The sequence below is a fragment of the Streptococcus oralis genome, from assembly GCF_001588645.1.
Classification (GTDB): Bacteria; Bacillota; Bacilli; order Lactobacillales; family Streptococcaceae; genus Streptococcus; species Streptococcus oralis_AB.
Genome location: NZ_LAYF01000004.1, coordinates 15,623 through 31,899, shown reverse-complemented (window position 1 = coordinate 31,899; position 16,277 = coordinate 15,623). Strand labels below are relative to the sequence as shown.

General features: G+C 42.4%; 10 protein-coding genes. All 10 read left to right on the top strand.

Features of this window, described 5'->3' with window-relative positions:
* Positions 1–106: 106 nt before the first annotated feature.
* The 10 genes from A0739_RS03980 to fusA all read left to right on the top strand — a co-directional run bounded on the left by A0739_RS03980 (position 107) and on the right by fusA (position 15,970).
* Positions 107–8,557, top strand: coding sequence for a YSIRK-type signal peptide-containing protein (locus tag A0739_RS03980; protein WP_061587145.1), 8,451 nt, complete (start codon positions 107–109; stop codon positions 8,555–8,557).
* A 111-nt stretch (positions 8,558–8,668) separates the two neighbouring features.
* On the top strand, positions 8,669–8,875 hold the full coding sequence (locus A0739_RS03975) for a hypothetical protein (RefSeq protein WP_000390701.1): 207 nt from the start codon (positions 8,669–8,671) through the stop codon (positions 8,873–8,875).
* Complete coding sequence (locus A0739_RS03970) at positions 8,872–9,066, top strand: hypothetical protein (RefSeq protein WP_061587144.1); 195 nt, start codon at positions 8,872–8,874, stop codon at positions 9,064–9,066. Before A0739_RS03975 ends, A0739_RS03970 begins: the two co-directional genes overlap by 4 nt.
* Positions 9,053–9,928 carry an ABC transporter ATP-binding protein gene (locus A0739_RS03965; protein WP_061587143.1) on the top strand — a complete coding sequence of 292 codons (876 nt, stop codon included), beginning with the start codon at positions 9,053–9,055 and terminating at the stop codon, positions 9,926–9,928. The genes A0739_RS03970 and A0739_RS03965 overlap by 14 nt, the downstream gene beginning before the upstream one ends.
* Positions 9,929–9,940: 12 nt before the next feature.
* Positions 9,941–10,675: an ABC transporter permease gene (locus A0739_RS03960; protein ID WP_061587142.1), complete on the top strand. Its 735-nt coding sequence runs from the start codon at positions 9,941–9,943 to the stop codon at positions 10,673–10,675.
* Between the two features lie 4 nt (positions 10,676–10,679).
* Positions 10,680–11,777, top strand: a complete 1,098-nt coding sequence (locus tag A0739_RS03955; RefSeq protein ID WP_061587141.1) for a sensor histidine kinase — start codon at positions 10,680–10,682, stop codon at positions 11,775–11,777.
* Between the two features lies 1 nt (position 11,778).
* On the top strand, positions 11,779–12,378 hold the full coding sequence (locus A0739_RS03950; RefSeq protein ID WP_000772064.1) for a response regulator transcription factor: 600 nt from the start codon (positions 11,779–11,781) through the stop codon (positions 12,376–12,378).
* A 318-nt stretch (positions 12,379–12,696) separates the two neighbouring features.
* Positions 12,697–13,110 (top strand): 30S ribosomal protein S12, encoded by a 414-nt coding sequence (gene rpsL, locus A0739_RS03945; protein ID WP_001142332.1) that lies wholly within the window; start codon positions 12,697–12,699, stop codon positions 13,108–13,110.
* A 19-nt stretch (positions 13,111–13,129) separates the two neighbouring features.
* Complete coding sequence (gene rpsG / locus A0739_RS03940; protein WP_000087873.1) at positions 13,130–13,600, top strand: 30S ribosomal protein S7; 471 nt, start codon at positions 13,130–13,132, stop codon at positions 13,598–13,600.
* Between the two features lie 288 nt (positions 13,601–13,888).
* Positions 13,889–15,970, top strand: a complete 2,082-nt coding sequence (gene fusA, locus A0739_RS03935; RefSeq protein WP_000090339.1) for an elongation factor G — start codon at positions 13,889–13,891, stop codon at positions 15,968–15,970.
* Positions 15,971–16,277 lie beyond the last annotated feature (307 nt).

Here is a 16,277-nt window from a genome sequence, read left to right as displayed (position 1 = left end):
TATAAAGAAATTTCTGTAGAAATGAACATTCTATTGGAAATTCTATTTACTATAAGTTATAATGATAAAGCTGTTATGTTAGATTAAGTATGAATATAAAGGAGAAATGATGAAGAAAAAATTTTTTAATCAATCTTTTTCCCGCTTTTCGATTAGAAAGTTAAGTGTTGGGACCTGTTCGGTATTGCTAGGAACCTTTATGGTGATGGCTACTTCACCAGTGCAAGCAGATGAAGCTCAAGTCAACAATAAGGAACAACAAACGCAGGCGGAAATTCAACAGAAGGAAAAAAGTGCTGAGAATGGACAGGAAGTCATTTCTAAACCTCAAAAAGAGGTAACACAGAACGAAGCAGTTAAGGACCAGAAGGATAAAACTGAACCGTCCAAAACAGAAGTATCTGCACCAGTTGCTCAGAGCCAACCAGTTTCTCAAGTTGACAATACGAAGGAAGCGAGTCAGCCTTCTTTAGATGAGGAGAAAAAGCAATCCCTAGAATTAACTCCAACTGAGCAGAAAAGCAAGGAAGAAAGCGGTTCTAGCGGAAAAACTTCTTCTAGGCGCAAGAGATCGCTAGATGAAGTCAATGCTGCATTTAAAGCTCATTCGCCAATCAAGGATATCCATGCGGTAGATAGTGTCCGTGAATCCTTGACCTTTAGTATTACTGGACACGAAGCAGACTATTCTGGTGGGTATATCAAAATTCATTTCCAAAATGGGAAAGCTATTAAATTGACCCCTTCTCCAGTAGGTGGTGTAAAGTTCAGTCAAGAAAAAACGAATGGGGACCTTGATTTAAAGATAGAACCTACAAATCTGAGAGGTGGGGCAAACTATAACTTCGTCTATACTTTTCAGATAGATCCTTTGACTCAGAACTGGGGAGGCGCTGTCCAAGCAATTGGACCAGACCACAAGGTGACAGCAACTGCTAAGCTCTATGACAAAAATGGCAATGTCCTCAAAGAACTTGGAAGTATTGAACACACATGGAAAGTCTTAGAAAATGGTGTTGGTGGTCTGACACCAATGTCTAACAATCAGGTCATTGGCTACGATCGAAATAATGATGGTATCGTTGACGATGATTCGTCGGTTGTGTCCTACTATCTATTTAACGGTGCGAAAGATCCTAAGAATAATACGGCAAGAAATGATTACTTCAACTATGGAAATGGTGTCTTTGATGGTCGTATGATCAATGGTATGGGGATTAGTGATGTCGGAGGGCATATCATTGATCCTGTCACTTCTTATACCTATAATATAGAGTTAAAAGAAGGTTATGAATTGACAGATGAAGCTAAAGCTCTGGGATGGACTGCCGATGCGACGGGTTACCATCTGACGATTAACAGAGCTAACAATCCGCTTCAAGATATTAATAACAATAAAAATAAGCTCATTCCAATTTCTTTCAAGTTAAAGAATGCCAAAGTAGCAGATATCAATAGAAAAGCGCAAAACTTTACTGTGACGGGTATCTATACAAAAGCAGATGGGACTAGCTATCAAAATACGGCCGTTCTGCCTTATGCTCTCTTTGTTCAAAAAACAGATCAGCCAGAGTCTTCTCTCTTTGAATATAGACACTATAATCAGTCTGACTCGGAGATAATTCGTTCCTATGGTGAAACAGAATACCGTTCTAATGTTCGACTTTCATCAGTCGCAGAGGTTGAAAAAGATTATCCTATCAATGACTACACGGTCACCCATAAAATACAGGATCCACGAGAGTCTTATCGAGAAGTCAATGCAATTGAGGATCGTTATTGGAATGAATTTTTCTCCTCACCGGATGCATCCGTAGAAGTATACAATAAAGCTACAGGCGAGTTGTTAGGGACTTTTAATAGTAACACCCGTAGTCTACGATTGACGGAAGAGCAAGATGTGAAGGAGCTGGAGTACAAGTTTAAAAATATCAAGATGAGGAAGTCCTCAACCAATGATACTTCGGTATTTTTTTTCCAGACAAAAACACGTTTTAATAATTGGGAAAGTCTCTATAAAGATTCGACGATTCGTAAGTTGGATTCTAGAACGGATTTCACTTTTAAGAATACTAGCAACACTGTTTCCTTCTCTCAAACGGCTTCAGCCGAATTGACGCGTGTTATCCAGCAAATTTCGATGGTTGGACGTCGTCGGACAGATGTCTTCAATCGACACACAGATGCTTCTGGTTTTAAACAAGATTTTATCACAAGGACTGCGGGTAAAGACACCCCTACTCAGAACTTCGCAAACTTGACGGGAGTTTACCATTTAGCCTATTTGGCTGACCCTCAATTAAACTTTAGTGGAAACCTTAATTTTAAGGTCTATTATAATTACAAAGATACTGGGAAAACTCTCTACTATGCCCAAGTGAAGGGAACCCCAGACTCCCCTATGCCTCCATCGCTTTTGAAGTTGGAAAACAAGACAATTCCAAATGGGACCTATACCTATAAAGCAATTGCTTTCTGGGATGAAGAACTTCCTGATGTTCAAGCTCAGAATGGTTTTGACTTGGGAGAACTAGATGGTATTACTGTTACTTCGAAAAATTCGACCTCTCATGACTTCAATGTGATCGTACAGGCCTCAGAAGCGAGCGGTGTCTACTCTGAAGTGAAAAGGGCGACAGATCAACACTTTGCCTACAATTCCCAAGAGCACTATCCTGGTGATGAGATTGATTTCAGAGTGACCTATAAAAACGCAGCGAAACAGGCGGTTTCAGATGTCTATGTTTTATCATCCTTGCCGATGAAAGGTGATAAACAGCTGGAATCCAGAAATCGTGGTTCTCAATTTACAGTGAGTTTGACAAAAGCTCTAACACCACCTTCAGGCTGGGAAGTTCAATATAGTCGTACTGCGGGTACTGCTGCAGAAATTAATGCTTCACAATGGCTCACAGCAGAACAGGTATCGGATTGGTCAGAGATTCGTGCAGTTCGTTGGCATTCGACTGCCCCGGTTGCTGCTGGAAGTAGTGTTCAGTTTCCTATCGATGGAGCAGTTATCGAGCAAGATACTGCCTCAGGTGCTACAGCTTATCTTTCTTCGGCTCTGGCAAATGGTAGTTCCAAGTACACTGAGTCCAATAATGTTTTAATCCAAATGTCCACCAAACTGTCATCTGCAAGTTTCACCTTTGTGGATGTAAATGATCCGTCTAAGGAAGTGCAACTAGGACAGGTAGACACAGTTGTAGGCAAACCTAATGGACCAATTTCTTATGATCCTGCTCGTCGAATTAAGGAATTGGAAGATGCAGGATATGAACTGATCAGTAACGATTTTACAGATCATACCTTTGGTGACTCGGCTAGTCCAAAACAATTCAAGTTTCAGTTTAGACACAAGATAACAGAACTATCCGAAACTGTTCGTGCAACTCGCGAAATTGATTATGAATATCTCAAAAAAACAAACAATACTGATTTATCACTCCTTGCTCCAAAGCATGTTGAGACTCATTCGTTTACTCGAACTAAGAGAATTGATCAGGTTTTGGCGAAACGGCAGCCAAATGATGCGACAGCTGGTGTGACATACTCAGCCTGGTCTGCAGACCAAACTTGGTCTCAAGTGATTTCTCCTGAAATTCCTGGCTATTATCCAAGAGAGGATATTGATTCAAACACAATGTCGGGAGAAGGAGCTCTCTATGAGTATTTAATGTATGCGGATGATCCTAGAGATGAAGAGTTGGAAAAAGAATTTACCTGGTATCGGGTGGTGTATTATGTTCCGCTTCCAGTTGTCCCTTCAGCAAGTGCAGCGAAATCTAAAGGCCTTCAAGGGCAGAAGCAGGCAGCAACGATTCACTTTGATGAGGATAGAGCAAGCGAGAGCGAGGTTCACTTTACAAAAGGGACAACAACCATTAATGGAGCAAAGAAATCCGTTGAACTAGTCCAAAGCAGTGTTTTTCTTTATGATGAGAATGGGCAAAAGGTAACTTCGCTAACCATTGCCGACCAAGGGACGTACGATTTAGATCTTGTAAATAAAACAATTGTCTTTACTCCACTGAAAACCTTCTATGGTCCAGCAACTCCAGTTCAAGTTGGAGTGGTGGATAAAAATGGAGAGTCGGCTGTAACGACCTATACCCCAGTTGTTGAGAAAGTAACTCCGACTGGTTCAGGTGATAAGACAGAAGGACTTCAAGGTCAGGTACAAGAAGGTAAAGTGACCTTCACTCCAGGCCATGCCTCAGTTCCATTCCCAGCTGATTCAACTCCACTATTTGACAATGGTACAACTGTGAAAGAAGTGCCAAATGTTGGTAAATTTGAAGTGGACGCAGACGGTAAGGTGACCTTTACTCCTGATAAACAGTTCAAGGGTGAAACACCAGAACTTGAATTGACTCGTGTGGATGCCAACGGAACTCCAGTTACCGTTAAGTACCAAGCGGTGGTGAAAGAAGTAACCCCAACTTCAACGAATGCCACTTCAAATGGTATCCAAGGTCAACCGCAAAAAGGTACCCCAACCTTCACAGAAGGTAATCCATTGGTTCCAATTGATGATACGAAACCAATGACTTTCGAAGATGGACAGTCAACGAAAACAGTTCCAGGTGTAGGTGAATACAGCATCAATCCAGATGGCTCTATTACCTTTACACCAGAAAAACAATATGTTGGCACACCAGATCCAGTTACAGTGAAACGTGTGGATAAGAACGGCACTCCAGTCACTGCGACCTATACCCCAACAGTGACTAAGGTAACCCCAACCAGCACTAACGCAACCAGCACAGGTCCTCAGGGTGTCCCACAAACAGGAACTCTAAGCTTCCAAGGTGGCGATCCACTTGTTCCAATCGATGAGACAGTCGAGCCAACTTTTGAAGATGGCAGCAAAGAGAAGACTATTCCAGGTCAAGGAACTTACACGATTGCCCCAGATGGAAGTGTGACCTTCACTCCAGACAAGCAGTTTGTAGGTAGTCCAGATCCAGTTACAGTGAAACGTGTGGATAAGAATGGCACTCCAGTCACTGCTACCTACAGTCCAGAGTTTACGAAAGTGACCCCAACAGGAACTGGCGCAACCAGCACAGGTCCTCAAGGTCTTCCACAAACTGGTACTCCAAGCTTCCAAGGTGGTGATCCACTGGTTCCGATCGATGAAACAGTAGAGCCAACCTTCGCAGATGGCAGCAAAGAGAAGAACATTCCAGGCCAAGGAACTTACACGATTGCACCAGATGGAACTGTAACTTTCACGCCAGACAAACAGTTTGTTGGAAACCCAACTCCAGTCACAGTCAAACGTGTAGATAAGAACGGAACTCCAGTCACTGCGACTTATAGTCCAGAGTTTACGAAAGTGACACCAACAGGAACCGGTGCAACCAGCACGGGTCCTCAGGGTGTTCCACAAACAGGAACTCCAACCTTCCAAGGTGGCGATCCGTTTGTTCCAATCGATGAAACTGTGGTAGCAACATTTGAAGATGGCAGCAAAGAGAAGACTATTCCAGGTCAAGGAACTTACACGATTGCACCAGACGGGACTGTAACTTTCACGCCAGACAAACAGTTTGTCGGAAACCCAGATCCAGTCACAGTCAAACGTGTGGATAAGAATGGCACCCCGGTAACTGCGACTTATACCCCAACAGTGACCAAGGTAACCCCAACAGGAACTAACGCAACCAGCACAGGCCCTCAGGGGCTTCCACAAACTGGTACTCCAAGCTTCCAAGGTGGCGACCCATTGGTTCCAATTGATGAAACAGTCGAGCCAACCTTCGAAGATGGAAGCAAAGAGACATCTATTCCAGGCCAAGGAACTTACACGATTGTACCAGACGGAACTGTAACCTTCACTCCAGACAAGCAGTTTGTTGGAAACCCAGATCCAGTTACAGTGAAACGTGTGGATAAGAATGGTACTCCAGTTACTGCGACCTACAGTCCAGAGTTTACGAAAGTCACCCCAACAGGAACTGGCGCAACGAGCACAAGTCCTCAAGGACTTCCACAAACAGGCACTCCAAGCTTCCAAGGTGGCGACCCATTGGTTCCAATTGATGAAACAGTTGAGCCAACCTTCGAAGATGGAAGCAAAGAGAAGTCTATTCCGGGTCAAGGAACCTACACGATTGCACCAGATGGAACTGTAACTTTCACGCCAGACAAACAGTTTGTTGGAAAACCAGATCCAGTCACAGTCAAACGTGTGGATAAGAACGGTACTCCAGTCACTGCAACCTACAGTCCAGAGTTTACGAAAGTGACCCCAACTGGTTCAGGTGATAAGACAGAAGGACTTCAAGGTCAAGTCCAAGAAGGTAAAGTGACCTTCACTCCAGGCCATGACTCAGTTCCATTCCCAGCTGATTCGACTCCACTATTTGACAATGGCGCAGCTGTGAAAGAAGTGCCAAATGTTGGTAAGTTCGAAGTGGACGCAGACGGTAAGGTGACCTTTACTCCTGATAAACAGTTCAAGGGTGAAACACCAGATCTTGAATTGACTCGTGTAGATGCCAACGGCACCCCTGTTACCGTTAAGTACCAAGCAGTGGTAAAAGAAGTAGTTCCAACCAGCACTAACGCCACCAGCACAGGTCCTCAGGGTGTTCAACAAACGGGCACTCCAACCTTCCAAGGTGGCAATCCACTGGTTCCAATTGATGAAACAGTCGAACCAACCTTCGCAGATGGCAGCAAAGAGAAGAACATTCCAGGTCAAGGAACTTACACGATTGCGCCAGACGGAACTGTAACTTTCACTCCAGACAAACAGTTTGTTGGTACACCAGCTCCAGTAACGGTTAAACGCGTGGATAAGAATGGCACCCCAGTTACTGCGACTTACAGTCCAGAGTTTACTAAGGTGACTCCAACTTCAACGGATGCCACTTCAAATGGTATCCAAGGTCAATCTCAAAAGGGTATCCCAAGCTTTACAGCGGGTAATTCAGCTGTTTCAATTGATGATACAAAATCGATGACCTTCGAAGATGGCCAGTCAATGAAGACCGTTCCAGGTGTAGGTGAGTACAGCATCAATCCAGATGGCTCTATTACCTTTACGCCAGACAAACAGTATGTTGGTACTCCAGATCCAGTCACCGTTAAACGTGTAGATAAGAACGGTACAGAAGTGACTGCAACTTATACCCCAACAGTGACCAAGGTCACACCAACCGGCACTAACGCAACCAGCAAAGGTCCTCAAGGTCTTCCTCAAACTGGTACCCCAACCTTCCAAGGTGGCGACCCATTGGTTCCAATTGATGATACGAAACCAATGACTTTCGAAGATGGTAGCAAAGAGAAATCTATTTCAGGTCAAGGAACCTACACGATTGCGCCAGACGGAACTGTAACCTTCACACCAGACAAGCAGTTTGTCGGAAACCCAGATCCAGTAACGGTTAAACGTGTGGATAAGAATGGTACTCCAGTCACTGCGACTTACAGTCCAGAGTTTACGAAAGTAACACCAACTGGTAAAGATACTTCTTCAGTTAACATTAAGGGGCTTGTTCAAACAGGTACCCCAACATTTGAAGGTGGTAATCCGCTTGTTCCAATCGATGAAACTGTGGCAGCAACATTTGAAGATGGAACAACTGAAAAAGTGATTCCAGGTGAAGGAACTTATGCAATCTCACCAGATGGAACAGTGACCTTCACTCCAGAAGCTAATTTTGTAGGAAAAGGAACAGGCGTAACGATTGTCCGCAAGGATAAGAACGGTACTCCAGTTACTGCAAGCTATCGCCCGGCAGTTGTAGATCCATCTACTGGTCATGATACGGCTTCTACAGGAGCAAAAGGCCAACCACAAGTGGCAACACCAGTGTTTGAAGGACATATCGATTCGACTGTACCACCAACATTTGAGGATGGTAGCACGACTATGATTGTTCCGGGTGAAGGAAGCTATACAATTGATAAAGATGGTAAGATTACCTTTACTCCAGAACCAGACTTTGTTGGTACAGCTAAAGGATTGGTTGTGAAACGTCTGGATATGTATGGAAATGTAGTTATTGCTCATTATACGCCAACTGTCCTTGGACAAACACAAGTGAGTGATGCGACATCAGAAGGTCTTAAAGGTCAAACTCAGACTGGTAAACCAAACTTTACAGGTGATGTCGATCTGACAGTTCCGCCAACCTTTGAAGATGGAACAACTGAAAAAGTTGTTCCAGGCGAAGGAACTTATGTAATCTCACCAGATGGCACCGTCACCTTTACCCCTGAGGCAGACTTTGTAGGACAAGCCAAAGGTGTGAAAGTGATCCGTAAAGACCGTAATGGAAATATCATTTCAGGATTCTATACTCCAACCGTAGTAGAACTTCCAGAGCAAGTGAAGCCGTCTGATAAAAAAGAACTTTCAGTAGCTGATTCGAAACCAGATCAATTGACTCAAAACATCTCTGTAGAAAAAAATCAACTTCCAAATACAGGAAGTCAAGAAGATGGTTTGAAAAATCTAGGAATTCTAACAGCCCTAGCAGGTGTCATGACACTTGGATTGCTAGGTAAAAAGAAACGAAACGATGAATCAGACTAATCATTTTTAAGAACCGAGAAATCGGTTCTTTTTTTATGACATTTGTCATATTTCCTAGTGACTGAAGCATCTAGCTCCGCTAACTTCAAAGGACTATAATTGAAGTATGAAATGGAGGAAGAAGAAATGAAAAATAAAATGATTGTCGCAGTGAGTTTAGTAGCAGCAGGAGTTATGACCTATCTCATGTTTTCAGGATTGGACGAGGGTTTCTACCATTTCCCTTGGGAGCTCTTTGCTGGCTTTGGAATGATGTCTTGGCTTGTCAGAGAAGGTTTGAAATTAGTCAGAGATGTGAAAAAGGAGTTTGAGGAATGAAAAAAGCAATCATCTATTTCTCTATCGGCCTGTCACTCTTGGTATGGTTAGTGGAAATGTTTACTGGTTGGTTTGACCAAACCTTGCTTCGCCAATTCATTCGTGGTGCTTGGGGTTTTGGATTTATGATTTTCGTCGTTTTCCCTATGGGAATGAAGTGGTTGAAAGGAGAATCTCATGACTGTGATTAAAGTTGAGAAATTGAGTAAGAAAATAAAAGACAAGGAGATCTTGCGGGACATCTCTTTTGAAATCCATCATGGCGAGTGTGTCGCCTTGATCGGACCTAACGGAGCAGGAAAGACGACCTTGATTGATTGCCTCTTGGGCGACAAGTTCATGAGCTCAGGTCAGATAGCTATTCAAGGCTTTGCGCCAACAGATCCTCGATTAAAGCAGCTTATTTCTATCTTGCCTCAAGAAAATACGGTGGTTCAAGACTTGAAAGTGAAAGAACTCTTATCCTTCTTTCAATCAATCTATCCAAACAGTCTCTCAAATCAAGAAATTGATGATTTGCTAAAATTTTCGGACAAACAGAAAAATCAGCTTGCGGGCAAGTTGTCTGGTGGGCAAAAACGTTTGTTCTCTTTCGTGTTGGCTTTAATCGGTCGTCCGAAAATTCTATTTTTAGATGAGCCGACTGCTGCAATGGATACCTCGACACGTCAGCATTTTTGGGAAATTGTCAATCAGTTAAAGAAAAATGGTGTGACCATTGTTTATTCTTCTCACTATATCGAAGAGGTGGAGCATACGGCCGATCGCATCTTGGTCCTCCACAAGGGTGAATTGATCCGTGATACGACACCTTATGCCATGCGTGGTGAAGAACGAGAAAAACACTTTACGATACCTCTAACTTATCAGGATTTTGTCAGCTCTCTGACTATGGTTCAAGGGCTTGAAATCAAGCAAAATGCTCTTTCCTTCACCACCAAAGAAGCCAGCCAGGTATGGAAAGTCTTGCAAGAACAGGGCTGCATGATCGAAGAAATTGAAGTTCGCAATCGAACTCTCTTAGACAGTATTTTTGAAACGACTCAAGATTAAAGGAGATTGACGATGAAAAATATGACAAGTCTCATGAAAGTAGAAATCATTCTGATGAAACGGCAAGCCATCTACTACTTGCTATCCATCGGACTTCCAAGTGTGTTTTACCTTATTTTCTCTGGTATGATGTCAGGATCAGACATTCCAGAAATTGCTCTTCAAGCCTATCTCTTTGCCATGACGCTCTTTAGTATCATGTCAAGTGCTTTTTTCAGTATCCCTAGCACACTCGAGTCTGATAAGACAAACAACTGGCAAAAATTGATTCAACATTCTCCTGTATCTATGGTAGAATATTATGTATCAAAACTGTTCAGCACCCTACTGACTTTCTTGTTATCAATTATTGTTGTCTTTTCGGTTGGTCATTTTGTCCGTGGAGTGACTCTGCCTTGGCTTGATTGGTTGGTGATCGGAGTTATGTTACTGGTCGGAAGCGTGGTCTTTATCAGTATGGGTGTCTTGGTGAGCTTGCTACCCAGTGCTCAACTGATGACGGTTGTTGGAAATATTGCCTATATTGCTTTGGCTGTCCTAGGTGGACTGTGGTTCCCCTTGGATTCCTTCCCAGAATGGCTCCAATCTATTGGAAAGCTGACTCCAACCTATCAACTGATGCAGGTCGTCTCTACTTATTTGGGACACCATGAATTTAGTATTCTTTCTGCCTTGGTTGTACTAGGTTATACAGTTTTCTTTGGTGTCTTGGTCATTCAACTGAAAAAACGGATTGAGGTAAAATAAATCTATGTTGGAAAAATTTAAAAACATTCATTATATGTTTCATATTTCAATAGTGTTTATCATCTTTCCTATAGCGGGTGTCATCGTTGGAGATTACCCGCTTTTAACCTTGCTATGGACCCTACTATTTGTACTTGCCTTCTATTCGGTTTTAATCAGTCAGAATCGCACCGTGCAGTGGCTAGCATGGTGGTCCATGCTTGTCTACATTTTTTATACATCTGTTTGGCTAAGTTCAGGTTTCACATGGTTTATCTTTTATTTATCCAATCTCCTTATTTATGAGCTGGATGAGATTTCTTTTCACTCTTGGCGTTTTGTCAGTTTTATTGTCCTGCAACCATTTATTCTGACCGGAATCTATATGGTCAATCATGTTAGTCCCTGGCAGCTACTCTTTTTCTTGGTGACCTTTATCTTTTCCGATGCAATGACCTTTGGTCTTTATCGAATTCGATTGTCGGAGGACATAAAAGAAGAAAAGATGAAACAAAATGCCAAGCTCAATCTTTTCTTGGCTGAAAACGAACGCAGTCGTATCGGTCAGGATCTCCATGACAGCCTAGGTCATACCTTTGCCATGTTGAGTGTGAAGACGGACCTTGCCCTCCAGCTTCTTCAAATGCAGGCCTATCCTCAAGTGGAAAAAGAATTAAAAGAAATTCATCAAATCAGTAAAGAATCCATGAATGAAGTCCGTACAATTATCGAAAATCTTAAAACAAGAACCCTTGCTTCCGAGTTTGCGACTGTTAAAAAAATGCTGGAAATTGCAGGAATTGAAACGGAAATCAATCACCAACTAGATACAGCTAGCCTAACTCAGGAATTAGAATCAACGGCCTCCATGATTTTGCTTGAGTTAGTGACCAACATCATCAAGCATGCTAAAGCATCGAAAGCTTACTTGAAATTAGAACGAACTGAGAAAGAACTCATCCTAACAGTGAGAGATGATGGCTGTGGCTTTGCTTCACTAAAAGGAGATGAACTCCATACCGTTCGAGACCGTGTCCTTCCTTTTTCAGGAGAAGTAAAGGTGATCATTCAGAAACATCCGACTGAAGTGCAGGTTCGGCTACCTTATAAGGAGAGAAATTAAGATGAAATTACTTGTTGCAGAAGATCAAAGTATGTTGCGAGATGCTATGTGCCAGTTGCTTACCTTTCAACCAGATGTAGAGTCTGTCCTACAAGCCAAGGATGGCCAAGAAGCAATCCAACTCTTAGAAAAGGAGTCTATAGATATCGCCATTCTTGACGTAGAAATGCCTGTTAAGACAGGCCTCGAAGTCTTGGAGTGGATACGAGCAGAAAAGCTAGAAACAAAGGTGGTTGTGGTGACGACCTTCAAACGTCCCGGATATTTTGAACGTGCGGTCAAGGCTGGAGTGGATGCTTATGTCTTGAAAGAAAGAAGCATTGCAGACCTCATGCAAACCTTGCACACTGTTCTCGAAGGACGCAAGGAATATTCGCCTGAATTGATGGAAGTGGTGATGACGCATCCTAACCCGTTAACAGAGCAAGAAATCGCTGTTTTAAAGGGAATTGCTCAGGGCTTATCCAATCAAGAGATTGCAGACCAGCTTTATCTATCAAATGGAACCGTCCGAAACTATGTCACCAATATTCTTTCGAAACTAGATGCTGGTAATCGAACAGAGGCAGCCAACATTGCAAAAGAATCTGGTTGGCTTTGATAAGAAGGGTTAAAAAATTCCGAAACGATAACTTGAATCAAAGGAAATCCATACTAGAAAGGAGGAGGTAAATCGCCTCCTTTTCTGGTTTAGAAAAGCGGTGAAAGCTAGTGTCAAAGAGTTAAAAGATCAGAATAAAAATGAAAAATATCTTGACAATGAAGGAAAAATTGTGTTACAATAATAGACGGTACTTTTTACTTTTGGTCTCTCAAAAGTGTACAGGGACGTGCTGACAAATGTTGCAAAAGTACACACAGATGGTAGCTGTCACCAAGTGTATCATCACCAAAAATAAAAAAACACAGGAGAATGTAGATGCCTACAATTAACCAATTGGTTCGCAAACCGCGTAAATCAAAAGTAGAAAAATCTAAATCACCAGCTTTGAACGTTGGTTACAACAGTCATAAAAAAGTTCAAACAAACGTTTCTTCACCACAAAAACGTGGTGTTGCAACTCGTGTTGGAACAATGACACCTAAAAAACCTAACTCTGCCCTTCGTAAATTCGCTCGTGTACGTTTGAGCAACCTTATCGAAGTTACTGCCTACATCCCAGGTATCGGACACAACTTGCAAGAGCACAGCGTGGTGCTTCTTCGTGGTGGACGTGTAAAAGACCTTCCAGGGGTACGTTACCATATCGTCCGTGGTGCACTTGATACTGCAGGTGTTAACGATCGTAAACAAGGCCGTTCTAAATACGGTACTAAACGTCCAAAAGCATAAGGAAAGGGGATAAAGAGAAATGAGTCGTAAAAATAGAGCTCCAAAACGTGACGTATTGCCAGATCCGCTTTACAATTCACAACTAGTTACTCGTCTTATCAACCGCGTTATGCTTGACGGTAAACGTGGTACAGCTGCTTCAATCGTTTACGGTGCTTTTGAGCAAATCAAAGAAGCTACTGGAAACGATGCACTTGAAGTATTTGAAACAGCTATGGAAAACATCATGCCTGTACTTGAAGTACGTGCACGTCGTGTTGGTGGATCTAACTACCAAGTCCCAGTTGAAGTTCGTCCAGAACGTCGTACAACACTTGGACTTCGTTGGTTGGTAACCATCGCTCGCCTTCGTGGTGAACACACAATGCAAGACCGTCTTGCAAAAGAAATCTTGGATGCTGCGAACAACACTGGTGCAGCAGTTAAGAAACGTGAAGACACTCACCGTATGGCTGAAGCTAACCGTGCCTTCGCACACTTCCGTTGGTAAGAATAAGATACTAAGGGCGTTAAAAAAGCGACTGAAAATTAGGAAGCTTGACGCAGAATCAAAGATTCTAGGAAAGCTTATCTATTTTCCGAGCTTTTAGCCCGAGTTCAATTGAGTTCAAATCAGTTAACTTGAGCTTTTAGCCCTAGTTCAATTCAACTTGTCTACAAGTTGAAACCAACAAAAACAAGATAAACATTGAGAACGGGTAGGTCCTGCCTATCCGTTTTTATTAAAATCGTGTTATAATAGAATAGAAATTAAAAATAAATAGGAGAAACAAACCTCATGGCACGCGAATTTTCACTTGAAAAAACTCGTAATATCGGTATCATGGCTCACGTCGATGCCGGTAAAACAACAACTACTGAGCGTATTCTTTACTACACTGGTAAAATCCACAAAATCGGTGAAACTCACGAAGGTGCGTCACAAATGGACTGGATGGAGCAAGAGCAAGAACGTGGTATCACTATCACATCTGCTGCGACAACAGCTCAATGGAATAACCACCGCGTAAACATCATCGACACACCAGGACACGTGGACTTCACAATCGAAGTACAACGTTCTCTTCGTGTATTGGACGGTGCGGTTACTGTTCTTGACTCACAATCAGGTGTTGAGCCTCAAACTGAAACAGTTTGGCGTCAAGCAACTGAGTACGGAGTTCCACGTATCGTATTTGCCAACAAAATGGACAAAATCGGTGCTGACTTCCTTTACTCAGTAAGCACACTTCACGACCGTCTTCAAGCAAACGCACACCCAATCCAATTGCCAATCGGTGCTGAAGATGACTTCCGCGGTATCATCGACTTGATCAAGATGAAAGCTGAAATCTATACTAACGACCTTGGTACAGATATCCTTGAAGAAGATATTCCAGCTGAATACCTTGACCAAGCTCAAGAATACCGTGAAAAATTGGTGGAAGCAGTTGCTGAAACTGATGAAGACTTGATGATGAAATACCTTGAAGGTGAAGAAATCACTAACGAAGAATTGAAAGCTGCTATCCGTAAAGCAACTATCAACGTTGAATTCTTCCCAGTATTGTGTGGTTCTGCCTTCAAGAACAAGGGTGTTCAATTGATGCTTGATGCGGTTATCGACTACCTTCCAAGCCCACTTGACATCCCAGCGATCAAAGGTATCAACCCAGATACAGACGAAGAAGAAACTCGTCCAGCATCTGACGAAGAGCCATTCGCAGCTCTTGCCTTCAAGATCATGACTGACCCATTCGTAGGTCGTTTGACATTCTTCCGTGTATACTCAGGTGTTCTTCAATCAGGTTCTTACGTATTGAACACTTCTAAAGGTAAACGTGAACGTATCGGACGTATCCTTCAAATGCACGCTAACAGCCGTCAAGAAATTGACACTGTTTACTCAGGTGATATCGCTGCTGCCGTTGGTTTGAAAGATACTACAACTGGTGACTCATTGACAGATGAAAAAGCTAAAATCATCCTTGAGTCAATCAACGTTCCAGAACCAGTTATCCAATTGATGGTTGAGCCAAAATCTAAAGCTGACCAAGATAAGATGGGTATCGCCCTTCAAAAATTGGCTGAAGAAGATCCAACATTCCGCGTTGAAACAAACGTTGAAACTGGTGAAACAGTTATCTCAGGTATGGGTGAGCTTCACTTGGACGTCCTTGTTGACCGTATGCGTCGTGAGTTCAAAGTGGAAGCGAACGTAGGTGCTCCTCAAGTATCTTACCGTGAAACATTCCGCGCTTCTACTCAAGCACGTGGATTCTTCAAACGTCAGTCTGGTGGTAAAGGTCAATTCGGTGATGTATGGATTGAATTTACTCCAAACGAAGAAGGTAAAGGATTCGAATTCGAAAACGCAATCGTCGGTGGTGTGGTTCCTCGTGAATTTATCCCAGCGGTTGAAAAAGGTTTGGTAGAATCTATGGCTAACGGTGTTCTTGCAGGTTACCCAATGGTTGACGTTAAAGCTAAACTTTACGATGGTTCATACCACGATGTCGACTCATCTGAAACTGCCTTCAAGATCGCGGCTTCACTTGCCCTTAAAGAAGCTGCTAAGTCAGCACAACCAGCTATCCTTGAGCCAATGATGCTTGTAACCATCACTGTTCCAGAAGAAAACCTTGGTGATGTTATGGGTCACGTAACTGCTCGTCGTGGACGTGTAGATGGTATGGAAGCACACGGTAACAGCCAAATCGTTCGTGCTTATGTTCCGCTTGCTGAAATGTTCGGTTACGCAACAGTTCTTCGTTCTGCATCTCAAGGACGTGGTACATTCATGATGGTATTTGACCACTACGAAGATGTACCTAAGTCAGTACAAGAAGAAATCATTAAGAAAAACAAAGGTGAAGACTAATCAGTCCTCACTCTAGAAGGAAGTCACTTAGTGGCTTCCTTTTTTGTCTTTAACTATTCATTTTTGCTGAATATAGTATACAAATTTGGTCGTTAAGTGAGAAAAATACTAATTCTATCCAGAAAGAAAATAATCTAATTTGATAAATTAAAGTAAATAAAGGTTCCTAATTCCGTAGAAAAGTTAATAAAAATGAGGAAAAGATTCATAAATACACTTTTAGATAGAAAATTCAGAAAATTGACTCTTTTGCCTTGAAAATTTTTGAAAAAATGGTATGATAGTAACAAGCTATTTTTTTAAGAGA

Coding starts and splice junctions, on each gene's coding strand:
- A0739_RS03970 (WP_061587144.1), top strand. CDS start 8,872: ATGAAAAAAGCAATCATCTATTTCTCTATCGGCCTGTCACTCTTGGTA.
- rpsL (WP_001142332.1), top strand. CDS start 12,697: ATGCCTACAATTAACCAATTGGTTCGCAAACCGCGTAAATCAAAAGTA.
- fusA (WP_000090339.1), top strand. CDS start 13,889: ATGGCACGCGAATTTTCACTTGAAAAAACTCGTAATATCGGTATCATG.
- A0739_RS03950 (WP_000772064.1), top strand. CDS start 11,779: ATGAAATTACTTGTTGCAGAAGATCAAAGTATGTTGCGAGATGCTATG.
- A0739_RS03955 (WP_061587141.1), top strand. CDS start 10,680: ATGTTGGAAAAATTTAAAAACATTCATTATATGTTTCATATTTCAATA.
- A0739_RS03965 (WP_061587143.1), top strand. CDS start 9,053: ATGACTGTGATTAAAGTTGAGAAATTGAGTAAGAAAATAAAAGACAAG.
- A0739_RS03975 (WP_000390701.1), top strand. CDS start 8,669: ATGGAGGAAGAAGAAATGAAAAATAAAATGATTGTCGCAGTGAGTTTA.
- rpsG (WP_000087873.1), top strand. CDS start 13,130: ATGAGTCGTAAAAATAGAGCTCCAAAACGTGACGTATTGCCAGATCCG.
- A0739_RS03980 (WP_061587145.1), top strand. CDS start 107: ATGATGAAGAAAAAATTTTTTAATCAATCTTTTTCCCGCTTTTCGATT.
- A0739_RS03960 (WP_061587142.1), top strand. CDS start 9,941: ATGAAAAATATGACAAGTCTCATGAAAGTAGAAATCATTCTGATGAAA.